The organism is Photorhabdus caribbeanensis (genome assembly GCF_018448885.1).
GTDB lineage: Bacteria > Pseudomonadota > Gammaproteobacteria > Enterobacterales > Enterobacteriaceae > Photorhabdus > Photorhabdus caribbeanensis.
In genome coordinates, this window is the sequence record NZ_RCWB01000004.1 from 47,500 (window position 1) to 70,382 (window position 22,883).

Below are 22,883 nucleotides of genomic sequence, written 5' to 3' on the forward strand. Positions count from 1 at the left end.
ACTTTTTATTAAAGTATTAAGTAATGCCCTTGTCTTACCAGGGGCAATCTATTGTTAATGATAACAACCAAAGAAAGTTGAGGTTATCGATCTTGTGTGAAAGTCATTTTGACTCGATGAGAGCGTTTAATGTAGGGGACGAAAATAGCGGTTGCCAATAGCGGCCATGCTAATGCACGTAAAGCCATTTGATCAGGAATAGGGGAGAAAGCGAAAGTTTTCAATGCAATTAATACGGTAACAATAAGCCAAATAATAAAAATTTGCGGGAATCTTTTTGATCGAATGAAAAGCAGTTTCAATACCCATAGGGTGTAACACCACATTACCGCAGTAATGGCAACAGAAAGAAACCACATTAAAGTAAAGTGATTATTCCCGGCACTCAATGCATTGTTTTGGCTAAAAAATGCCACAATATATAAGGCGAGCATTATACTGGCACTGAAAAAGGTCATAATCAGATAAGCCGCCGGAGCCAGAATCCAACCATTAATTCGGTGATAATCATTGGTTTGATACATAAATCATTCCACTTGAAGCTATATGAAAAAAGAATAATAGGCGATTCTGATAACTTAGGAAATAGGCTGTAGGAATAGATTGGTTGAAAGATCTTCAAGACTGGATTTAGAGATAATTTGCGCAACGGTCATCAGCGATGATATTTTTTACGGATGCTGAATTGCTGCATATTATTAATGAGTTTGAGGGGCTGTTATGCGTGAGCTGTTAAAGGTTGGGTTGGTGGGGTATGGTTATGCGAGTAAAACGTTCCATGCACCATTAATTGCGGGTACTGCTGGTGTTAAATTGACCGCCATTTCCAGTAGTGATGCTGAAAAAGTGAAATCGGATTGGCCAAATATTCCGGTGGTAGCTTGCCATGAGGATCTTTTTAATGATCCCGACATTGACTTAATCGTTATTCCGACACCTAATGATACGCATTATCCTCTGGCACAGAAGGCATTAGCAGCGGGTAAGCATGTTGTGGTGGATAAACCATTTACCATCACAGTTGAACAAGCTGAATCTTTAAAAGAGCAGGCAGAAAAGGCGAATTTATTACTTTCTGTATTTCATAACCGCCGTTGGGATTCCGGTTTTCTGACGATAAAGTCGTTAATTCAAGAGAATCGTCTGGGTAAATTAAAATATTTTGCATCCCATTTTGATCGCTATCGCCCGGTTATACGTCAAAGATGGCGTGAAGCGGCAGGGCAAGGAAGTGGTATTTGGTATGATTTAGGTCCTCACTTACTCGATCAAGCGGTTCAACTATTTGGTAAACCACAATCTATTACGGCTGATTTGGGGATGATTCGCCCACAAGCGGAAGCGATAGATTATTTCCACGTGTTGTTGAATTACCCGGATATCAAAGTGGTTCTTCATGCAACAACCGTGGCGGCGGCTGAATCTGCTGTTTATACGTTACATGGTATGGAAGGCAGTTACGTAAAATATGGTCTTGATCCTCAGGAAGAACGATTGAAAGCAGGGGAAAAGCCTCCGCATGCTGATTGGGGATATGATATTCGTGACGGTGTTATGACACTGTTAAGTGGAGAGGAGTTAGTGACTGAACATGTACCGACTTTGCCAGGTAATTATTCTGCTTATTATGCTGCTATCCGTGATGCGATTACACTAGGTAAACCTAATCCAGTCACGGCAAGTGAAGCAATTCAAATCATGAAATTAATTGAAGCTGGTATTCAGTCGGCAGAACAACAACGTACAGTGGAAATTTAAACTTACTATCTTGTTGTGACTTTTTAATTTACTACTTAGCCTGGTTTGCCGGGCTAATTATTTGCAAAGCAAGGAAAATGATAAATGACTTGGTGGCAAAGATTAAAAATAGATCCTTTTTTGATGGTATTAGTGACGGTAGTCGTTATTGCGACATTCTTTCCTTGCGAAGGTGAAATAAAAGTAGGATTTCAACGGCTAACCACTGCGGCTATTGCTCTACTGTTCTTTATGCATGGCGCCAAATTATCTCGTCAAGCTATTATTGCCGGTATAGGGCATTGGCGGCTTCATTTGGTGGTTTTTCTCAGTACTTTTGTCTTATTCCCGATCATCGGATTAGGATTGAATTTGCTAGTGCCCGAAATTATGACCCCAACGGTTTATTGGGGATTCCTTTATCTTTGCGCATTACCGGCTACAGTTCAGTCAGCTATTGCTTTTACCTCAGTTGCTGGTGGTAATGTTGCCGCTGCTATTTGCAGTGCTTCGGCATCCAGTATTTTGGGCGTGTTTTTGTCGCCAATATTAGTCGGACTTATGATCCATACGCAGGGAGAAGGCAGCCCCGATACGCTGGAAGCAATAAAATCCATCGTCCTTCAATTGATGGTTCCTTTTATTATCGGGCATTTGTCACGGCCATTAATTGCCGGTTGGGTGGAGAAACATAAAAAGTTGGTCAATATGACTGACCGGTCATCAATTCTTTTGGTGGTTTATGTGGCTTTTAGTGAGGCGGTTGTAGAAGGTATTTGGCATAAGATTGATGGTTATTCGCTACTGATGATTGGGATTATTTGCTGCATTATGCTGGCAATTGTATTGATGATTAATACTTATACCGCTCGTTGGTTGGGTTTTAATAAAGAAGACGAAATTACGATTGTCTTTTGTGGTTCGAAAAAGAGCCTGGCTAATGGCGTGCCAATGGCAAATGTTTTATTCCCTGCTGCGACGGTTGGTGTAATGTTGTTGCCGTTGATGATTTTTCATCAAATTCAGTTGATGGTGTGCGCAGTATTAGCGCAACGTTATGCGCGGAGGTTACGAAGGAACTAAAGCGGTTTAAATAGTAGTCTTGATCAACATGAATACCGTTAATATATTTTTCATGTTTTCGATCCTATCCCATTAAGCATTTTAACCCAACGAGAGTATAAACGTTGAATGTTTTTGTGGTGGTGGCTCAAATGTATTAATATTATTTGTTTATAATGGCACGGAGAGTTAAATCTATAAAAGTCGGGGAACTATAGTTTATTGCGAGCCGTGATAAATTATCTTCCCTATTTTCCCGTTTGAAATCATTAATTGCGAGGTTCGTATGCCATTAAGTAATATCCCAGATAATTCTCCGTGGAGTAGCTATGATCCTAATACCGTTATTTACTATAAAATTCTAAATGGGAATTATAACACTCTTAATAATGTCAAAGTAAGGTTGGAAGGAGCAAGTGATAAAACGCTAGTGTTAGAAAAAGGGCAGTCTTTTGTCCTTAATTTTGTTAAAGCTAGTGATGGTAGTTATTATTTCAAATACAGCGGAGCTAAAGTTCAACAAGTTGACTTTAATGATGGGGATTCAGGAGATGACTTAACTTTTCCTGGTTATAGTAGTAACCCCTCATCTTCAACGGTTGTTACTTATAATTCAGGCGATGTTCTCGGTAATATATATGATGTATTACAGCTTAGAACTCATGAATACATAAATAAATTTGACGATGTAGATGGTGTAGACGGTGGGCCGGCAGCGAAATTCACTCAGTCAGTGCAAGGAGATACTCTGGTTCTTCAAATAGATTACAAATAATTAATTCTATTTTATTAAAAAATTAATTGGGGTTGTTTGCTGCATTTTGCTGGCGATTGTATTGATTATTAATACTTATACCTTATGGATTTCAAGGTGCATCGAGACGGAAAGGGAGTGAATCCCCGGGCGCATAGATAACTATGTGACCGGGGTGAGCGAGTGCAGCCTCTCCCACACCGACGGATTTATTCCAGTCCCAGTGAGTTGATGATAGTTGAAATTTCAGCAATATGTTCGGCAGAAATGGGCTGGATGGGACGCGGGAGACAGTCTACGTCAGTCAGACCGAGCACGCCAGCCGCTGCGGCCATCACACGAATACTGCCACCATGCTTTTGAAACAGCCGCCATAATGGCGTAAGTCGTTCCGTCAGGTGTGTGACCAACCCGTGATCTCCCCGGGAAGCTGCCGTAGTGATTTCCTTTGCGGTTTTTGGGAAAAGACCGCCACAAACGGAGTACCAGACCTCACAACCGGCGTTAAGCCCCGGGCCGGCAAAAGCATCACCACTGATACCGATCGTGACGTTTGCCGGCAACTTTTCCCGCAGATGGTTTACCCGGGCAAATGCAGCTTCAGGGTGTGTCGGAACTCCCGGGATTTTGACAGACTGAATTCCGGGTAGTGTGGCTATACGACCATGTAGTTCATCCGAAAACTCAAAATGTGTTGTTCCCGGGTTGTCATAGATACAGACCGGCACGGAAGCATGTTGAGTCACCGTCTCAAACAGACCAAACACCTCATCGTCATTAAGCTTCTGATACGATATCGGTGGCAGCAGTAGCGCGCTGGCGCCGGCCTTCTGGGTATCATCCGTCAGGCGCAGCACCTCGTCCGTACTGATGGCGCCCACGCAGACCATCATGGGGATATCACCGATATGTTCTTTCGCAAGCGAGGCGATGTGTTTTCGTTGTTCCCGGGTCAGATAGGCATAACTACCTGTCGAGCCCATAATCCCAACGGAATCTACTCCGGCAGCGGTGAGTCGGGTGAGAATATTAATAAACCCTGTTTGATCGAACCCTGATGGTGTAACGGGGGTCAACGGGAAGGCACAAAGTCCTGTGAACATATCAGCTCCTGTCTGTTATTTTTTCTCTTTCATCTTCAACTGGCTAGTTTATGGCTCCCCACCTGATGATTCTCATCGTGCTTTTTCGTTGGCGGTCATGACGAATAACGTCACAGTCGCCCTGTGTTGGTATAAGTATGTGGAGCATCTGTCCGGGCGACAGCCGAACCGCCTTTGACACATTTTTCCATTGGCGCATGGATAACATTAATTCATCATTAATATGACCGAAGAAAGTTACTCCAAATAAAAAATTTCCCTGTATTTTAGTAATGCAGTAATTGGCGCAATTAAAAAAAACAACGATAATCCAGTACATAAAATTTTAATTTTTACTGTTTTAGCCGTTTTAACTGTTATGAATACAAAAAATAATCCTAACGGAACAGAGAAATACCAGAAATAACTGAAATACAATACGTAAATCATAAACAGCCAAATTATTACTGCTGTTGCTCCATCCAACATGGACATATTCCAGAACTCCTAACGTGTTTTGATAGATAAATCATAAGGTCAAAACCACCAAAAAATCTACTAAAATCGACTAGAACCTATCATGTAGCTATTACCGCGTTTATATTGCGGTGACGTCCATATTCAGCACTATACGAACTACATATTTGTACATTATATTTCAAATATTAACCATAATCAGGAATGGGAGATTCCATTCCTGAGCTATTTATGTTTAACGACTTGCTGCTTTCATGCGTAATGCCTGTTTTTCTGCATCACTGATAAAAGCAGTTTCCAGTCCATTTATCTGAGCCTGGCGAATTTGCGCGATAGATAAACCTGTGGCAGGGGCGGCAATTTCATATTCATGACGGATGTCGATGCCTTCAACTGCTGGATCATCGGTATTAATGGAAGCAAGAATACCTTTTTCCAGGAATCGTTTGAGTGGATGGTCCAATAAAGAATTAACGGTGCTGGTTTGAAGGTTTGAAGTTAAACAGGATTCAATACCAATACGGTTTTCAACCAAATAATCCATCAATCTGGGATCGGTAATGGCTTTTACCCCATGACCAATACGAGTGGCCCCTAATTCCCTAATTGCTTGCCAAATACTTTCAGCACCAGCGGCTTCGCCGGCATGGATGGTTATGTTCCAGCCAGCATCACGGGCTTTGGTAAAATGAGATTGAAAAAGATGACCGGGAAAACCTAACTCGTCACCCGCCAGATCCAATGCAGTAATATGTTGGCGATGGGCTAGCAGGGCAGCTAATTCCTGAGTACAGGCTTGTTCACCAAAAGTTCTGCTTAAAATTCCGATAAGACGAATATCAATATCGTTATTTTGACGGGCAGAATGGATACCATCAATAATTGCCTCAACGACCCCTTCAACCGGCAATTTGTGGTTCATCGCCATGTAATAAGGGGAAAAACGTAACTCAGCATAGTCGAGCCCAGAATTGATGGCATCTTCAACATTCTCAATAGCAACACGACGACAAGCGTCCAAATCAGCCAGTACCGCCACTCCCCAATCAAGTTTTTGCAAAAAGCTTACCAAGCTAGGTTCATTTTCAATAATTTGTACGTGAGGGCGTAGTGATTCCAGATCATTTGCCGGCAGCTGAATATTATGTTGGTTGGCAAGATCTAAGATAGTCTCCGGCCGGATATTTCCATCAAGGTGGCGGTGTAAATCTGTCAGTGGGAGTTTTATGTCAATCACATTCCAGTCCTTTTTTATATAAAAATGCCAGTCACATGCGTTGACTGGCAATTCAACAAAACGTCTATAAACGTGTTTTATTGTGCAGGTTGCACAGTACCTTCTGTTTTCTCTTTTCCACTGTCGTGGGTGCCGCTTTCTGGCATTGTTTGCTCTGGTGCTTCGTCGTCATCAGAAGAGTCGTCGGATAAATAGTATTCAGACAGGAACTGATGTAAAGGCATTTTCTTACCGTTCATTTCGACATTACCATCTGCATAGTTAAACTTAATGCTGATAGCATCTTTATCAACCGTGGTAATTTTAAACAGTTGTCCTAATTGTTCAAACTGATTTATCTGTTGTTCAGCACTCTGTTCAGCCTTTGTTTTATCCATGCCATTCATGAGCATTGACTGAGTGGAAAACTCAATCATCATAGGTCTTGGTAATGTGACATTCAGAGACATGTTCTGAATTAAAGTGCGAATAGCTTCTTCTGTTTTCATTGAATACAAGCTACTTTTATCTTTCGGTAAGCTCTTCAAACTCACGTGGTAATTAATGGTGCTTTCACCTTTGGCATTTTTCCAGGTTAATGGTTCGATACCAAATTGTGGATTGTTTTTCAGCAAAATAGGCAGGTTAGACAATACCGCGTCAATAATAGCGGTATCTGCCGCATCGGAAGAGAGATCACCAGAAGAGAGTGATTTGGCGGCTGCATCATTGTAGGCTTGAGTAAACTGACGAACAGCTTCACCATCCAGACGATCCGCGGTAATTGCAAACTTACCAGAACCAAAATCAATATTTTTCAGTTTGAGGCCATCTAAACTGTAAGTGATTTTCCCTTTCAGATTAGTTTCATCTTCACCAATATTTGAATCTATTTTAATACCGGAAAGCATCATATCTTCATTGCCGATGCCTTTTAGGCTGATTTCCTGAATTGTAATGCTTTGATCGCCAACGTAGATATCAAATTTGCCTTTTTTATTGGACAAGTTTAAATCAATACCTTTGACAAGGAAATTTTCGTCATTTTTATTGATGGCTAACTGGTCACTCTTGATTGCCAGTGATATCTCTTTCAGATCACGGCTGAGATCGGAAGTCAATTTGGCACCGGAAAAATTGAATTTAGTGCCATTTTTTTCAAAATCGACAGGGATGATATCAACATCAGAAATAACAGAACCACGATAACTGACACGTGAATCAGAAGTAAACAGTGATTTTCCTTTAGTGATTTCAAACAGTGGTTTTAAAGCTTCATTATTCTCCAGTTCGGAATGAACAGAAGCCATGCTAGGAATTAAGGTTAGTTTTTTCACTTGTGCAAGTGGGAAAGGGCCGTGATCAATCACAGACTTAATTGAAATCTCTTCACCTGGTTTAATTTCTGCGTTTTCAACGCCATCTTTAACTGTCAAAATGAGACGAACGTCAGAACTGAACACGCCACGGTGGAAATCTTTACTCTGTAACATTAGACCTGTTTCAGGGAAGGCTTTTTTCAGCTCAGCATTAGCGTGGGAAATAGATTGATCTATACGTTGTTCAATCTGCTTGCCTGTATACCATGAAGCCCCAGTCCAGGCTGCTCCTAAAGCAACAATAATGCCTACGGCCACTAACGATTTTTTCATAATGGAAATCCATCCTTTTAGCACATACTTTGTAGTAAGTAATATGTGCCCTCTAGTATAAAAACGGCCGTTAGCATCACTTGGAATTTAAGCAGTGCTTAACGGCCTGTGAATAAGTTTTAGGCCCAGATTGGCATTATTAATTAAAAACCTGGGCGGTAAAACCATCACCCTGAATAATCACAGCCTTTTCGGTAGCAGATATAAATACTGACTCACCTGGGAAAATTCTTAGTTGGTGTTCTCCAGATTGTATAACTGTTTGACCTTCAACACAAAAAACAATCGACGCCGAATTGTTATCCAGCGTAATTGGCTGCTCTGATAGAGAATAAATAGAAAATGCAAAATCATCTACTGGAATAGGGAAGTTTTCCGCTGTTTTTTCCTGTTTTGGTAGAGTAAATAAGGTGTTTGTTGGTTTTGGCACAAAATCAAGGTTTGCCATTAACTCAGAAATATCGATATATTTATTGGTCAAACCTGCTCGTAGGACATTATCTGAGTTTGCCATAACTTCAAGAGCAACCCCTTCCAGATAAGCATGAGGCGTGCGAGCACATAAAAACATGGCTTGACCAGGTTTAAGTTCGATGACATTAAGTAAAAGTGGAATAAACAGGCCATTGTCATCGGGATAAAACGCGGTCATTTTCTTGATAGAATCCCAAGGTTCACCGAGCCGACTGTTTAACGCTGATTTTAATACGCCAAGAGCTAACTGCTTTTGTTTACCACTCATATTAAGCAATTGGGAAAATAAGCAGGCAAGATTCTGTTCATTTGGTGTTTGAATAAAGTACGGAATCTTGGGATGGGCAGCAGTAACAAATTCCAGTAATTGCACGATTTCGTTTAATGGCCGAAATCCATTCATTGCCCGGAAGGGGGTAAGGGCATAAACCAATTCGGGCTTATGGTTATCATCTTTGTAATTTCTTTCGGGTGAATCCAACGGAATACCGGCGATATTCTCTTTGGCAAAACCCTCTTCTGCGGATTTTTTATCAGGGTGAACCTGAATTGAGAGAGGTTGAGCCGCGCATAATACCTTAAATAGGAAAGGCAAACGGTGAAATCTATCTGAAACTTTTTTCCCCAGATATTTTTCCGGATCACTGGCTATTAATTCATTTAAGGCAATGGGTTTTCCCGTTTCAGGATTGGTTACAAATGAACTGCTTTTAGGATGGGCGCCCATCCATAATTCAGCCATTGGCAGATTATCTGGATTTTCAACACCATAAATATCCGTCAGGGCGGTTCTGCTTCCCCATGAATAGTGCTGGATCTGATTTATCATCTTCAACATGGCCGTTACTCTCTTTTTAAAAAAATCAATCTATTTCCTTTCTACCACAATACGATAAATACGACTTGGTTGGCATAATCAGGAACTAATATGTGGCATGATAACAGAATGTTAATCAGTTTATCTGCAAAGACTGATTATGCATATTCGATTATTCTGTGTGTTAAGGAGAGATAGTAATGGCAGCCACTCGCATTGAAAAAGACTCAATGGGGCCTATCGAAGTACCTGCTGACCAATTGTGGGGAGCGCAAACTCAACGCTCACTTGAGCATTTCCGCATTTCGCAGGAGAAAATGCCGGTTGCATTAATTCATGCTCTGGCGTTGACCAAACAGGCTGCGGCCAGTGTCAATATGGATTTGGGCCTTCTGCCGCAAGAACGTGGAGAAGCAATTATTGCTGCTGCGAAAGAGGTGCTGGAAGGTAAACATCCGACAGAATTTCCGCTTGCTATCTGGCAGACCGGTTCTGGAACGCAAAGCAACATGAACATGAACGAAGTGTTGGCGAACCGTGGTAGCGAGATCCTTGGCGGGGTGAGGGGTAACGAACGCCTTATCCATCCTAACGATGATGTAAATAAAAGTCAGAGTTCTAATGACGTTTTCCCAACAGCAATGCATGTTGCCGCGGTTATCGCGCTGCGTGAACACCTTATCCCTGAGCTGAAAATATTACAAAAAACATTAGCTGATAAAGCTGAAGCTTATAAGGATATCGTTAAAATTGGTCGTACCCACCTGCAAGATGCGACGCCATTGACCCTTGGTCAGGAAATTTCTGGTTGGGCGGCAATGTTAACGCATAGCCTGAAACACATTGAAGACAGTATTCCCCATGTTTGTGAACTGGCACTAGGGGGAACTGCGGTTGGCACCGGTTTAAATACTCATCCTGAATATGCGGTTCGTGTTGCTCAGAAATTGGCTGAACTGACCAACCATCCGTTTGTCACTGCACCAAATAAATTTGAAGCGCTGGCGACTTGCGATGCTCTGGTTCATTCTCATGGCGCATTAAAAGGTCTGGCTGCATCCATGATGAAGATTGCAAACGATGTTCGTTGGTTGGCTTCCGGTCCTCGCTGTGGTATCGGCGAAATTTCAATTCCTGAAAATGAACCGGGTAGTTCAATCATGCCGGGTAAAGTTAACCCAACTCAGTGTGAAGCAGTGACTATGCTTTGTGCTCAGGTGATGGGTAATGATGTTGCTATTAATATTGGTGGCGCATCGGGTAACTTTGAGCTAAACGTGTTCCGCCCAATGGTGATTAATAACTTCTTGCAATCCATTCGCTTGTTGGCTGATGGTATGCGCAGCTTTAATGAACATTGTGCCGTTGGTATCGAACCTAACCGTGATCGCATTACTCAGTTGCTGAATGAATCTCTGATGTTAGTAACGGCGCTGAATACACATATCGGTTATGACAAAGCCGCCGAAATTGCTAAGAAAGCCCATAAAGAAGGGTTGACATTGAAACAATCGGCGATGAAACTGGGTTATCTGACAGAAGCTGAATTTGATGAGTGGGTTCGTCCGGAAGATATGGTTGGCAGCTTGAAATAATTGTTGTTTAGCCATGAAAAACTGACCGGAGACGAGTGCTCCGGTTTTTTATTTCCCGATCTTTAAATTATTTTTTGCCTTTACTAAACGGGAATACGTGGGATTAGGTTTATGGTTTCCACCGCTACTCTTCATTTAATATTGCATTCAGATGTGGCCCACTGCTTGATGGGAAACCAACTGTTCGCCAAAATGGGTTACTCTGGACTTTGTGGCTTGGTATAAAAACTCGCATAAACACCGCTTTAATTCATTTGTCGCTATTTGAATCAAACAAATAACTATGCACTAAATCTCACGATATAAATGTAGCCTTGGAATAATCAATTCCAAGGGTTTGGCTTTGGGTTTATAGCGATGGACTATGGCATTGGCATCGTAGTTAGTAAGTCTACCTATCTTTGGTTGGTTATCGCCATAATCAACATAAAACGCAATGATTGGCAGAGGACAAGCATATTGCACCTGTTTTTGTTGTTCCGCATACCAAATTCGAGCAATAGGTTGTACTTTTACTGGGCGTTTGATTTTTAAAACCACATCGTCCGATAATTTTTTTATATCGGTGATTTCTTTGGCGACCAATGCTGCCCATTGTTCACGAGAATAGGGGGAAACGGCACGCCCAGAGTTATAACTCTTTTCTAAACGTTGCAGGATTTGATCTTTTGTGACTTTATTGATGATATTTTTATTTGCCCAACCAAAGCGAACTGAATCGGGATTGAGAAGGGGAGTGATGGTTCTGTAAGCGTTTAAAGTGATCAAGCCATGTAACTGACTGTGAACGAACTCAAATCGTTGCTCTTTATCCACCCCTGATTGCACCGTTACGATATGTTCAAGTTCTGCTTTCAACTTATTTATTTCCTCAATTAATAGTAAAGCAGAGCGATATTGCTGTTGATTTACAGAAAAACAGAGTACACCGGGAAGGCGAACGGCAGCTTTACTGCTGATATTTTGATTGTTGTGATATATAAATAGCTTTTGGTAATGACTTAACCCTAGATTTAGAGCGTCGTTATCGGTCATTTCATTAACAATTATTTCTGTTACAGGGTCATGTTCACTGCCTTTTTCTACATCAGGCAGAGTAAACACATGAGCGGCTAACAGAAAATAGCTATTTAATTGTTCATCCAGTTGTTTCAACTTACTCACTTGTTGTTGAAAACAACGATTCAAATCTTCAATTGATAAATATTTACTCATTTCAATAACAAAATTAGTTACAACATACTTTTAATTATAAAACAAAAAACGCAAACATCAACCTCACAAGTGGTACTTAAAAGCAAAGCATGGAACTCATATACACCGGACGCATGTTCAACCACCTATAAAACTTAAAACAACAATCATCCGTATCCAGCGGGTAATTACGCAACTGCTGTAACGGTAGCTAGTATATTTCATGCCGAGCCGGGAAACGTGTTATTGGCAATATGGGAAAGCAATACACTACTCCAAAAATTTGAAATTTGAGTGTGTCGAGGATAGAAGCTACCTTGCTTTATTTGCCAGGCATCCCCTGTAAGCAGGAGGATTCGAGTTGTGTATGAGAAAGGATAACCATCCTGCATTTGTTGGAGTTCAGGGCCACATACAGCTAAAGATATTTAAAGACTTTATCAGAATGGGGCTTCACCGAGTGGCTCTGATTTCTAAATCTAGCAGTTAAGTGCTGGATTGGTGACCCGAACAAATATGTTCGGGTTATCTCATCGATGCCCACGATAGCATGACGGTTTTCGGATTTAAGCAGCTACAGGTAGAAATGGTTATTTAAAAGTTGGCGGTTATCGCAACTACCCGGTTATCACTCTTTTTAGCATTGTCACTTTTATGGGAGCTTAGGCATAATCTGTTTTTGTTTTGATTATGTTAATGATGATATATGAATTAATTTAATTAGAAGGAAGGGTGATGAGACGAAAAACGGGGTTTTTCTTTGATGAACATTGTTTTTGGCATAGTACTGGCATGCATGTAACGACTCTACCTGTCGGTGGTTGGGTTCAACCTTCGTCTGGAACTGCACATGCAGAATCGCCGGAAACAAAACGGCGGTTAAAAAATTTGATGGATGTATCAGGCTTGAGCCACTCCTTGCACCTTTCTTCGGCCTCGCCTATTGATGAGCAAACACTACGCAAAATCCATCCTGAAGAGTACTTGAAGCGATTTAAGCAAGTTAGTGATAATGGTGGAGGAATGCTTGGTCCAGAAGCCCCTCTGGGACCGGGAAGCTATGAAATTGCTAAGCTCTCAGCCGGCCTTGCTTGTGCTGCGGTGGAAGCAGTGCTTAGTGGTGAGCTTGATAATGCTTACAGCCTTTCTCGACCACCAGGTCATCACTGTTTGCCTGATAAACCTATGGGATTTTGTTTTCTAGCAAATATCCCATTGGCAATTGAACAGGCAAAAGCACGTTTTGATTTAAAACGAGTCGCAGTCATTGATTGGGATGTTCATCACGGTAATGGTACTCAGCATATTTATTGGGATCGTTCTGATGTTTTGACCATCTCGATGCATCAGGATGGTTGTTTCCCTAACGGATACAGCGGTGAAGATGATATTGGGGAAGGTGAAGGAGCAGGTTATAACCTGAATATCCCATTACTTGCTGGAGCCGGACATAATAGTTATATCTATGCAATGACACAGATAGTGCTTCCTGCGCTTGAACGCTTTAAACCGGAACTGATTATTGTCGCCTGTGGCTATGATGCGAATGCGGTGGACCCTTTGGCAAGGATGCAGCTTCATAGTGAAAGTTTTCGGGAGATGACCCGGCTAGTGCAACAAGCAGCAGATAGTTTGTGCGACGGAAAACTCGTCGTTGTTCATGAAGGCGGGTATGCGGAGTCTTATGTCCCATTCTGTGGATTGGCTGTACTTGAACAGATGAGCGGCATTCGTACGGAAGTCAAAGATCCAATGTTAGATTCTATACGCTTGCAGCAGCCAAGAGCCGAGTTTGAGCTATTTCAACAGCAACAGATTGATAAATTTAAAGAAAAATTCGGTCTTTGAGCTTTGTTGCGTCGGTTTGCTCCACATAACTTGGGAGCAAACCTGTAAGATTCTAGTTGACAAATATGTTTCATATAGTCGTGCATTTAATCCGCGAATAATGGCTATTTTATCGATTATTTATATTGACCAAGCATGGGTTTAATTTTGTTTTCATAAACATCTTTGTTTACATCGAAATCAACTGAGCTCAATAGATGAAATAAGAAGTTCGATAAACAGGAACAGCATCATGCTGTTCCCGATAATAGTTATTTTATAAGATGTACCTAATATCAAGCAGGGCTAATTGTTGTATCAATTACTTGGTAAAATGCATTTAGGGTATCTGAGATTGTCCAAACACCCAGTATAACGTGATAGCCTTGATAACCCTCTGGTAAGGTACATTTATTAATAACTCTACTGCCCGGCATTTTTTCCTGATAATCCTCAAAGCAGAAAGGTGTACTATTAAATTGCTCTCTGGTTAAAGGTTTATTGGGGTCCCAATCAAGTTTGGTAATAAAATATTCCCAACTTGCGGTTTTGTGTTGGATCATAATTTCCCACTGGAACTCAATATCACCGGCAGTAATAGGAATTTTTTTCCAACGATCTTCGGTTTGAATATCCAATGCGCCAAAATGACCAATGCCAGCACTAGCAATATGGCCATCTTCTGGACCGGCCTGTGGAAAACCTTTCTTAGCTTCAAGAGATTGAGGCTCATATTTGACCAACCCACAATCTGTATTTTGTTCATTTCCCTGTGCAGAACAAAGGAATACACGACTTCCTGGGCTGTCAATATAACCATGAGCCCATACGCCATTAGATAAAGCTGTAATTATCGTAGCGGCTAAAGCCATCACTTTCACTTTATGTTTATACATAATAGTGTCCTCCACTTTACAGGATAATTTATCTACGACAAATAAAGCCCCAGGACTTAACTATCAATTCTAGATAAATATAATATGATTATCCATTTCATAAATTGATTAATAATCTAATTATATTAAGTTATTGAAACTTTGTTTAAAATATGCCTGTTACTATTTTTTGTAATATAAAAGGATATGATTTTCTTAATTTATTGGTCGTGGTTCGTACAACAGTCCAATTTGTGCGTTTTAGCTAGTACCTGCTAACTTAAAAACACTTATTTATAGTTATGGTGATGTATCTTCGTCAGTCTATTCTTATGCAGATAATTCAAATAAAAAAATTATCGATATAGGGTAATGAAAACGATTTGTGAATTAATTTAATGTAGAAGGAAAGGATAATGAGACGAAAAACAGGGTTTTTCTTTGATGAATATTGTTTTTGGCATAGTACTGGCATGCATGTAACAACTCTGCCTGTCGGTGGTTGGGTCCAGCCTTCTTCTGGAACTGCACATGCTGAATCGCCGGAAACAAAAAGGCGGTTAAAAAATTTGATGGATGTATCAGGTTTGAGCCACTCTTTACACCTTTCTTCGGCATCGCCTATTGATGAGCAAACACTACGTAAAATCCATCCTGAAGAGTATTTGAAGCGATTTAAGCAAGTCAGTGATAATGGCGGAGGAATGCTTGGTACAGAAGCTCCTCTGGGACCGGGAAGCTATGAAATTGCTAAGCTCTCAGCGGGCCTTGCTTGTGCTGCGGTGAAAGCTGTGCTTAGCGGTGAGCTTGATAATGCTTACAGCCTTTCTCGACCACCAGGTCATCACTGTTTGCCTGATAAACCTATGGGATTTTGTTTTCTGGCAAATATCCCATTGGCTATTGAACAGGCAAAAGCATGTTTTGATTTGAAACGAGTTGCTGTCATTGATTGGGATGTTCACCACGGTAATGGTACTCAGCATATTTATTGGGATCGTTCTGATGTTTTGACCATCTCGATGCATCAGGATGGTTGTTTCCCTAACGGATACAGCGGTGAAGATGATATCGGGGAAGGTGAAGGGGCAGGTTATAACCTGAATATCCCATTACTTGCCGGAGCCGGACATAATAGCTATATCTATGCAATGACACAGATAGTACTTCCTGCGCTTGAACGCTTTAAACCGGAACTGATTATTGTCGCCTGTGGCTATGATGCGAATGCGGTGGACCCTTTGGCAAGGATGCAGCTTCATAGTGAAAGTTTTCGGCAGATGACCCAGCTAGTGCAACAGGCAGCAGATAATTTATGCGACGGAAAACTCGTCGTTGTGCATGAAGGCGGGTATGCGGAGTCTTATGTCCCATTCTGTGGATTGGCTGTACTTGAACAGATGAGCGGCATTCGTACGGAAGTCAAAGATCCAATGTTAGATTCTATACGTTTGCAGCAGCCAAGAGCTGAGTTTGAGCTATTTCAACAACAGCAGATTGATAAACTTAAAGAAAAATTCGGTCTTTGAGCTTTGTTGCATTAGGTTTGCTCCGCATAGTTAGAGATAAACTCAATGCTTACCGTAATAATCCAGTCACATTCGATGATACAGATACATTGAGATAAAGAAAATGTATTAACAATTTGGATGAAAAGAAGTAAGTGACGGGAACAGCACCACATGCTGTTCCCATTTAATATTAGACAAGATAATCTATCAATAGATTGATGAAACTCTCCTAGGGCACCAGTAGGGCCCAGCTAATTAAAGGGAGCCACCAATAACAAAATGCAATAAATAATTCGTCATCAATCTTTATATTGATGATTGATTTTATAGTTGCAACTTAAACGGATATATATTCTCATTTTATATTAAATAATAATTTATCGATATATTATTACGGTTTAAAACAATCAATCTGTTCAAAACCGTAATATCTACTTAAATGCTACAATAATATGTTATTAATGCTTAATAACATAAAGATCTTTTGTCGACACAAAACCCAATGGACTCATATAATACCCACCAATATAAGGTTTAACTAATCTGACGCCGATATAGTAATAAACAGGAATTGCTGGTACATCTTTTGCCAGAATGTCTTCTGCTTGCTGAAAATATTTTCTTTCATTTGTTGCTTTAGCTTTATTTATTAAATCATCATAAGCATGATTGCTATATAAGAACGTATTATTAGAACTATCAGTAACAAAATTATTTAGAAACGAGGCGGGATTATCATAATCAGCAATCCGCGCATATCTTACCATCTCAAAATTACCTTGACGAATAACATCCAACATGGCTTTTCGTTCTTGGTTCTGCAAAACAATATCTACATCCAGATTTTTTTTCCACATTGAAGTCGCCGCAATAGCAATTCGTTTATGCTCTTCTGATGTATTATAAAGAAGTTTAAATTTCAATGGGTTGTCTTTATTATAACCGGCTTCATTTAGCAATTTCCTGGCTTCCTCAACTCTTTCCTGCTGTGTCCATGATGCATAATCAGGCTGCCCTAAATCCATTCCCCCGGTATTAGGCGGCGTATGATTATAAGCGGGCTCTTGACCTTGCCCTAAAACTTTATTTGCTATGATCTCTTTATCTAAAGCCAAATTTAATGCCTGTCTGACCCTAACATCATTAAAAGGCGCTTTTTGATTATTAAAATCATAATAATAAACACCTAATGCTGGCGTGATATGAACCTGATTACCTAATTTGGCCTTTAAAGATTTAAATAAAATTGATGGAATATTCTTGGTGATATCAATTTCATCGGCCAGATAGCGATTTATATCTGCTGTTTCTGATGCTATTGGAAGATAAGTGACTTTATTAATAACAGTATGGGCATTATCCCAATATTGTGAATTCCTGACACCAACAACTTTTTCATTAACAACCCATTCAGCCAACTTAAATGGCCCACTACTGACAAATACATCGGAACGAGTCCATTTTTCGCCATATTTTTCAACCGCTTTTTGGCTGATGGGTACCGTGACAGGATACGCCAGCATTTGTAAAAAATAGGATACCGGTTGTTCTAAGGTCACTTCCAAAGTCAAATTATCCAGTGCTTTCACACCTAATTCATCGGTTTTTTTCTTACCAGAAACAATATCCTTAGCATTGACTACGTGCATGTTTCCAAGATAACTGCCATACGGAGACGCAATTTTGGGATCAACTAAACGCCGCCAGCTAAAAACTACATCATGAGCAGTAATAGGAGAGCCGTCAGACCACTTTATTCCTTTTCTTAGATGAAATAACCATACTTTATTATCTTTGGTGTCCCAACTGACCGCTAAATCAGGATTGATTTTTCCATCGCTGCCCGCGCTGACTAATCCACTGAAAAAGTCATGGATAATATTGAATTCAACATCGTTTTCAACTTTATGAACATCAAGAGACACAGGCTCTGACCCATTATTGCGAACGATATTTTGATTAACTGACAATAATGTACCTGCTGGAATAATTGCGGCATGGGATAATGCCAGATTGCCAAATATAATGCCTGTAAATAAGGATATATTCCTTAATGTTTTATTCATCGTTTGTTCTCCAAGAAGATCTCATTTGGGGTATCCATGTCAGGGAAGTCAGTTATTTGATAATTAAGGTTTTTATGTAATCTTGCAAACCAAACTTCAGAGTGTTTATGATTATTTTAGACGTTAAGTTAAAATTATATGGTTCTATTGAATACCCTATTTTGCATGCGAGAGGTATAACTATCATTAAGTATTAGTATAAAATATTTAGCACTACTCCATCAACATCATGAAATTTAAGTAGTAAATTTATATACATCCTGAAATATTCACTTGTGATATGAATTATTTTAAAATTTTCATATTGCAAATTGATCAATCTCTGATATTAGCTCGATTGTAAATAATCCTACCGAAGAATAGCCCCAAAATCTTTTATTCCAGTTAAAAAAATTCTCGATCCTGTTCACATATCGGCATATTTTCCTGAACAAGAGAGTTGAAAATTATATCTATGTATCTAATTACTCTTTTGTTTTTATTTTTTAGTTAAAAAATTAACACTCACATAACAATTGAAGATATTAAGTTATAGGTTATATTTTATGTTATCCAATCCACTAGGAGGTAATCATGGCGGTACCAACGCTCAGGCATTTCATTAATAGTCAGTATGTTGAATCTAAAAGTTCCGAATATTTTGACCTAGTAAGCCCGGTCACTGGTGAAACCTACGCGCGTTCTCCTAACGCGACTGTAGCGGATGTTGATGAAGCTTATGCATCTGCTGAAAAGGCATTCAAGATCTGGGGGCGCAGCACACCGTCAGCACGTCAACAGGCGTTGCTGGCATTAGCCGATGTGGTGGAAAAAAACTCTGAACGATTGATTGAAGCGCAAAGCCGCAGTACAGGGCAGCTCAAGCATCTGATTGCCTCTGAGGAAGTTGCAACGTCAGTGGATCATATCCGTTTCTTCGCTGGCGCCGCCCGTTTTCTGGAAGGCAAAGCGACTGCTGAATATCTTCCTGATATGACGACCAGCATTCGGCGCGAACCACTAGGCGTGGTAGGGCAAGTTACGCCGTGGAACTACCCGCTGATGATGGCAGTATGGAAGATAGCGCCTGCGCTGGCAGCGGGTAATACTGTGGTACTCAAACCAAGCGATACCACGCCAGAAAGTACTCTGTTGCTGGCTGAACTGGCCGCTCCGTTCTTCCCTATAGGTGCATTCAATGTGGTGTTGGGTAATGCCAGCGCGGGGGCTTTGGTCGTTTCACACAAAACGCCTGCTATGGTTTCTATCACTGGTTCCGTGCGTGCAGGTTTACAGGTTGCCTCTTCGGCGGCGGCTAATCTCACCAGAGCACATTTGGAGCTAGGCGGCAAAGCGCCAGTGGTCGTTTTCGCCGATGCAGATATGGACAAAGCGGTGGAGACCATTGCGACCGCAGGGTATTTCAATGCGGGTCAGGATTGTACGGCAGCCTCGCGTGTGCTGGTGCATGAATCTGTTTACGATACCTTCGTCGCCAAACTGGTGGCGGCAGCTAAAGCTACTCGCTTTGGCCATCCAGAAGATAAAGAGGCTCTGTATGGGCCGCTTAATAATGCTCGTCAGATGGAGCAGGTCAAAGGATTTATTGCTCGTTTGCCCGCTTATGCCTGTATCGAAACAGGAGGCCGTCAGGCCGAACGCTCGGGTTATTACTTTGAACCCACGGTAATTACCGGTCTGGAACAGCACGACGAAGCAATTCAGACCGAGATTTTCGGCCCGGTTATCACAGTGCAGAAATTCCGCGATGAGCAGGATGCCATAGAGAAAGCTAACGACGTGAAATACGGACTGGCATCCAGTGTCTGGACCCGCGACCACGGCCGCGCGGTGCGCCTGTCACGTGAACTCGATTTCGGTACCGTCTGGATTAACACCCACATTCCTATTACGGCAGAAGCGCCGCACGGCGGCTTCAAGAGCTCTGGATATGGTAAAGATCTGTCGGCTTATGGCTTCGATGAATATACACGTATCAAACATGTGATGAGTTCCAACGACTGACACAGGACATCCATAATGATTCAGAATAGATCTCCACGCGACTTGGTGTCGCGTGCGCACCATGAGCTGTTTACTGACCGTGATATAGGGGCGCTTGAGCGTTATTTTGCGCCGCATTTCATCGAACATTCCCCGTTGATCAAAGATGGTCTTGCCGGGTTGCGTGAGCTGGTCTGGACACATCCTGAATTACGCCACGAAACGTATCGTGTACTGCAAGATGGTGATCTGGTCGCCCTCCACGGTCGTTTTACGGGATTAGACGACTGGCCGTTGGTCGGTTTCGATCTATACCGGGTTGCCGACGGTTTAATCGTAGAGCACTGGGGCGGCCTGGTGCCGCAGGCTGCGCCCAACGTCAGTGGCCGGACTCAGTTAGATGGTCCGACCGAAGCAGGCCATGACCATGACCGAGAGAAAAATCGCGAACTGGTGGTCAACTTTTTTACGCGTACCCTGATCGAAGGTCACTACGAAGAGTTTGGAAACTACACTAATGGTGAATTGTTTCGCCAGCACAGTCCCGATATTTCTGATGGTACAGCGGCAGTCATCTCGTTTCTTAAGCAACTCAGGGATGAAGGGCAGGGCCTGCATTACACTAAAATTCACCGTACGGTAGCCGATGGGCAGTTTGTTTTGACCCATTCGGAGGGGAGTATCGCCGGAGAGCGTCACAGCTACTTTGAGCTATGGCGCATTGAGAACGGCAAAGTGGCTGAACTTTGGGATGTTATCACCCCAGTACCGGAGGATGCAAAAGCACTGCATCACCACGGTATTTTTTAGAGTTGATCGATACCCGGCACGGCTATCATGACGGTAGCTTCGTGTGTCAAGTTCCCGTAGAGACAATACGGAAAATAGAGACAACGCGGAAATATCACCTGTTGAGGTTGATGGCTTCAGGTGAACTAGCGAATTTCACGGTGCAAGTGATTGGCCACAGCGCGAAGCCTGTGGCCGCGACGCAACCGAATGCCCATACACAGGCAGATATGTGCTCATCGACGCTCCCTATGTGGATTATGTCGGCAACGGAGCCTACACGATTACAATAGCCCACTTGGTACTCATCGTTGGGGATTTTGTCGGCATGGCGGCGGCGGATATGGTGGTTTCGACGCTGGATCGATTACTTCTACCAGTTCTGGAAGCTATATCACATCAGGCGTCTGTCTGTTGAAGTTCGCTTATTTCAGATTGCTGAGGAGTTTTCATTTATGACTGATATGACTGAATCTATGTTAGCCAAAAGACGCAGCGCGGCTATTGCAAAAGGCGTGGGCGTGACTACACAAATCTATGCGGAGCGTGCGGAAAATGCTGAAATTTGGGACGTTCAGGGGCAACGTTATATCGATTTTGCCGCCGGTATCGCCGTGGTGAATACCGGCCACCGCCATCCGCGCGTCATTGCGGCAGCCAGAGAACAAATGGAACAGTTTACCCACACTTGTCATCAGGTAGTGCCCTACGAAAATTATGTGGCGCTGGCCGAACGTCTGAACCGCTTGGTACCTGGTAATTTTGCGAAGAAAACCGTCTTTATCACTACCGGGGCCGAGGCGGTAGAAAACGCCGTAAAGATCGCACGTGCCGCGACCGGGCGCAGCGGAGTGGTCGCTTTCAGCGGCGCTTTTCATGGCCGTACCTTCCTCGGTATGTCATTAACCGGCAAAGTTGCACCGTATAAAATGGGGTTCGGCCCGCTGGTTAGCGACATTTACCGTGTTCCGTTTCCGGTCGAACTGCATGGCATTAGTGTGGAGCAAACGCTGAATGCGCTGGAAAATCTCTTTAAAACCGACATTGAACCCACCCGCATCGCTGCCATCATCATCGAACCGGTACAGGGAGAAGGCGGTTTCTATCCTGCTCCTCCCGAGCTGCTCAAAGCTCTGCGTGAGATCGCCGATTACCACGGTATTGTACTTATCGCCGATGAGATCCAGACCGGTTTCGCGCGTACGGGCAAACTGTTTGCGATGGAGCATCATGAGGTTGTTGCCGATCTGACCACTATGGCAAAAAGTCTGGCGGGCGGTTTGCCGCTGGCGGCTGTAACGGGACGTGCGGAGTTGATGGACGCTGTAGTGCCTGGTGGTCTGGGAGGAACTTATGGTGGTAATCCCGTGGCGATTGCAGCCGCTCATGCGGTGCTGGATGTGATCGAAGAAGAAAAGCTGAATGAACGAGCGACACAGTTGGGAGACCAGCTAAAACAGCGTCTGCATGAATTGCGACCGCGTGTCCCGCAGATTGCCGACGTACGTGGACTCGGGTTGATGATTGCGGTGGAGTTTAGCCATGCGGACAGCCAGGAACCCGATGCCAATTTTACCAACGCGGTACGCCAGAAAGCGCTGGAGCGTGGCCTGATCTTACTGATGTGCGGTGTACACGGCAACGTGATCCGTTTCCTTCCGCCGCTGACCATACAAAATAACGTTTTTAATGAAGCACTCAGCATTCTGGAGTCTGTGTTGCTCGATCTGACTGAACAGTAGATAGAATCTGCTGCCTCATAAGAGGGGATA

Annotated in this window: 20 protein-coding genes and 1 pseudogene; 11 read left to right on the forward strand and 10 right to left on the reverse strand. The window is 42.3% G+C overall.

Annotation, left to right across the window (positions count from 1 at the left end):
- Positions 1-83: 83 nt before the first annotated feature.
- On the reverse strand, positions 84-524 hold the full coding sequence (locus EAE90_RS04395) for a DUF2569 domain-containing protein (RefSeq protein WP_214052444.1): 441 nt from the start codon (positions 522-524) through the stop codon (positions 84-86).
- Positions 525-720: 196 nt separating this feature from the next.
- On the opposite strand from EAE90_RS04395, the gene EAE90_RS04400 reads away from it, so the two are divergent.
- The 3 genes from EAE90_RS04400 to EAE90_RS04410 all read left to right on the forward strand — a co-directional run bounded on the left by EAE90_RS04400 (position 721) and on the right by EAE90_RS04410 (position 3,574).
- Positions 721-1,758 (forward strand): oxidoreductase, encoded by a 1,038-nt coding sequence (locus tag EAE90_RS04400; RefSeq protein ID WP_214052445.1) that lies wholly within the window; start codon positions 721-723, stop codon positions 1,756-1,758.
- Positions 1,759-1,842: 84 nt separating this feature from the next.
- The gene (locus EAE90_RS04405; RefSeq protein ID WP_214052446.1) at positions 1,843-2,820 is read left to right on the forward strand and encodes a bile acid:sodium symporter family protein; all 978 of its coding nucleotides are present in this window, start codon (positions 1,843-1,845) and stop codon (positions 2,818-2,820) included.
- Positions 2,821-3,085: 265 nt separating this feature from the next.
- A complete protein-coding gene (locus EAE90_RS04410) occupies positions 3,086-3,574 on the forward strand; it encodes a hypothetical protein (protein ID WP_214052447.1) in 489 nt (162 codons plus the stop codon).
- Positions 3,575-3,762: 188 nt separating this feature from the next.
- Here the strand turns inward: EAE90_RS04410 and EAE90_RS04415 are convergent, their stop codons facing one another.
- Positions 3,763-4,656 (reverse strand): dihydrodipicolinate synthase family protein, encoded by an 894-nt coding sequence (locus EAE90_RS04415; protein ID WP_214052448.1) that lies wholly within the window; start codon positions 4,654-4,656, stop codon positions 3,763-3,765.
- Here EAE90_RS04415 and EAE90_RS04420 point away from each other — a divergent pair.
- On the forward strand, positions 4,649-4,834 hold the full coding sequence (locus EAE90_RS04420) for a hypothetical protein (RefSeq protein ID WP_214052449.1): 186 nt from the start codon (positions 4,649-4,651) through the stop codon (positions 4,832-4,834). The two genes, EAE90_RS04415 and EAE90_RS04420, sit on opposite strands and share 8 nt — an antisense overlap.
- Before the next feature lie 59 nt (positions 4,835-4,893).
- Here the strand turns inward: EAE90_RS04420 and EAE90_RS04425 are convergent, their stop codons facing one another.
- The 4 genes from EAE90_RS04425 to manA form a co-directional block, all read right to left on the reverse strand.
- On the reverse strand, positions 4,894-5,130 hold the full coding sequence (locus EAE90_RS04425; RefSeq protein ID WP_214052450.1) for a hypothetical protein: 237 nt from the start codon (positions 5,128-5,130) through the stop codon (positions 4,894-4,896).
- Between the two features lie 217 nt (positions 5,131-5,347).
- Positions 5,348-6,349, reverse strand: a complete 1,002-nt coding sequence (gene add, locus EAE90_RS04430) for an adenosine deaminase (RefSeq protein ID WP_214052451.1) — start codon at positions 6,347-6,349, stop codon at positions 5,348-5,350.
- 77 nt (positions 6,350-6,426) lie between these two features.
- A complete protein-coding gene (locus EAE90_RS04435; RefSeq protein WP_214052452.1) occupies positions 6,427-7,980 on the reverse strand; it encodes a YdgA family protein in 1,554 nt (517 codons plus the stop codon).
- A gap of 139 nt (positions 7,981-8,119) precedes the next feature.
- Entirely contained in the window at positions 8,120-9,292 is a 1,173-nt protein-coding gene (manA, locus tag EAE90_RS04440; protein WP_214052453.1) for a mannose-6-phosphate isomerase, read from the reverse strand.
- A 179-nt stretch (positions 9,293-9,471) separates the two neighbouring features.
- Between manA and fumC the strand changes: the two genes are divergently transcribed.
- Entirely contained in the window at positions 9,472-10,866 is a 1,395-nt protein-coding gene (gene fumC / locus EAE90_RS04445) for a class II fumarate hydratase (RefSeq protein ID WP_214052454.1), read from the forward strand.
- A gap of 130 nt (positions 10,867-10,996) precedes the next feature.
- Here fumC and EAE90_RS04450 read toward each other — a convergent pair.
- Together EAE90_RS04450 and tus are read right to left on the reverse strand one after the other, a co-directional pair.
- Positions 10,997-11,101, reverse strand: a pseudogene (locus EAE90_RS04450) (toxin-antitoxin system antitoxin component); the annotation flags it as partial.
- A 53-nt stretch (positions 11,102-11,154) separates the two neighbouring features.
- Positions 11,155-12,081: a DNA replication terminus site-binding protein gene (gene tus / locus EAE90_RS04455; protein WP_214052455.1), complete on the reverse strand. Its 927-nt coding sequence runs from the start codon at positions 12,079-12,081 to the stop codon at positions 11,155-11,157.
- A gap of 714 nt (positions 12,082-12,795) precedes the next feature.
- On the opposite strand from tus, the gene EAE90_RS04460 reads away from it, so the two are divergent.
- Positions 12,796-13,908, forward strand: coding sequence for a class II histone deacetylase (locus EAE90_RS04460; protein WP_214052456.1), 1,113 nt, complete (start codon positions 12,796-12,798; stop codon positions 13,906-13,908).
- Between the two features lie 275 nt (positions 13,909-14,183).
- Here EAE90_RS04460 and EAE90_RS04465 read toward each other — a convergent pair whose 3' ends face one another.
- Complete coding sequence (locus EAE90_RS04465; protein ID WP_214052457.1) at positions 14,184-14,783, reverse strand: lytic polysaccharide monooxygenase; 600 nt, start codon at positions 14,781-14,783, stop codon at positions 14,184-14,186.
- A gap of 395 nt (positions 14,784-15,178) precedes the next feature.
- On the opposite strand from EAE90_RS04465, the gene EAE90_RS04470 reads away from it, so the two are divergent.
- Positions 15,179-16,291 carry a class II histone deacetylase gene (locus EAE90_RS04470; protein WP_214052458.1) on the forward strand — a complete coding sequence of 371 codons (1,113 nt, stop codon included), beginning with the start codon at positions 15,179-15,181 and terminating at the stop codon, positions 16,289-16,291.
- A gap of 440 nt (positions 16,292-16,731) precedes the next feature.
- On the opposite strand, the gene EAE90_RS04475 is transcribed toward EAE90_RS04470, so the two are convergent.
- A complete protein-coding gene (locus tag EAE90_RS04475) occupies positions 16,732-18,339 on the reverse strand; it encodes an ABC transporter substrate-binding protein (protein WP_214052459.1) in 1,608 nt (535 codons plus the stop codon).
- Positions 18,340-18,912: 573 nt separating this feature from the next.
- Here EAE90_RS04475 and EAE90_RS04480 point away from each other — a divergent pair.
- The 4 genes from EAE90_RS04480 (at position 18,913) to EAE90_RS04495 (ending at position 22,853) form a co-directional block, all read left to right on the forward strand.
- On the forward strand, positions 18,913-20,343 hold the full coding sequence (locus EAE90_RS04480) for a gamma-aminobutyraldehyde dehydrogenase (protein WP_214052460.1): 1,431 nt from the start codon (positions 18,913-18,915) through the stop codon (positions 20,341-20,343).
- A gap of 15 nt (positions 20,344-20,358) precedes the next feature.
- Positions 20,359-21,132: a nuclear transport factor 2 family protein gene (locus tag EAE90_RS04485; protein ID WP_214052461.1), complete on the forward strand. Its 774-nt coding sequence runs from the start codon at positions 20,359-20,361 to the stop codon at positions 21,130-21,132.
- Between the two features lie 41 nt (positions 21,133-21,173).
- Positions 21,174-21,404 (forward strand): hypothetical protein, encoded by a 231-nt coding sequence (locus tag EAE90_RS04490; protein WP_214052557.1) that lies wholly within the window; start codon positions 21,174-21,176, stop codon positions 21,402-21,404.
- A 171-nt stretch (positions 21,405-21,575) separates the two neighbouring features.
- Positions 21,576-22,853 carry a 4-aminobutyrate--2-oxoglutarate transaminase gene (locus tag EAE90_RS04495; RefSeq protein WP_214052549.1) on the forward strand — a complete coding sequence of 426 codons (1,278 nt, stop codon included), beginning with the start codon at positions 21,576-21,578 and terminating at the stop codon, positions 22,851-22,853.
- The last annotated feature ends 30 nt before the right edge of the window (positions 22,854-22,883 follow it).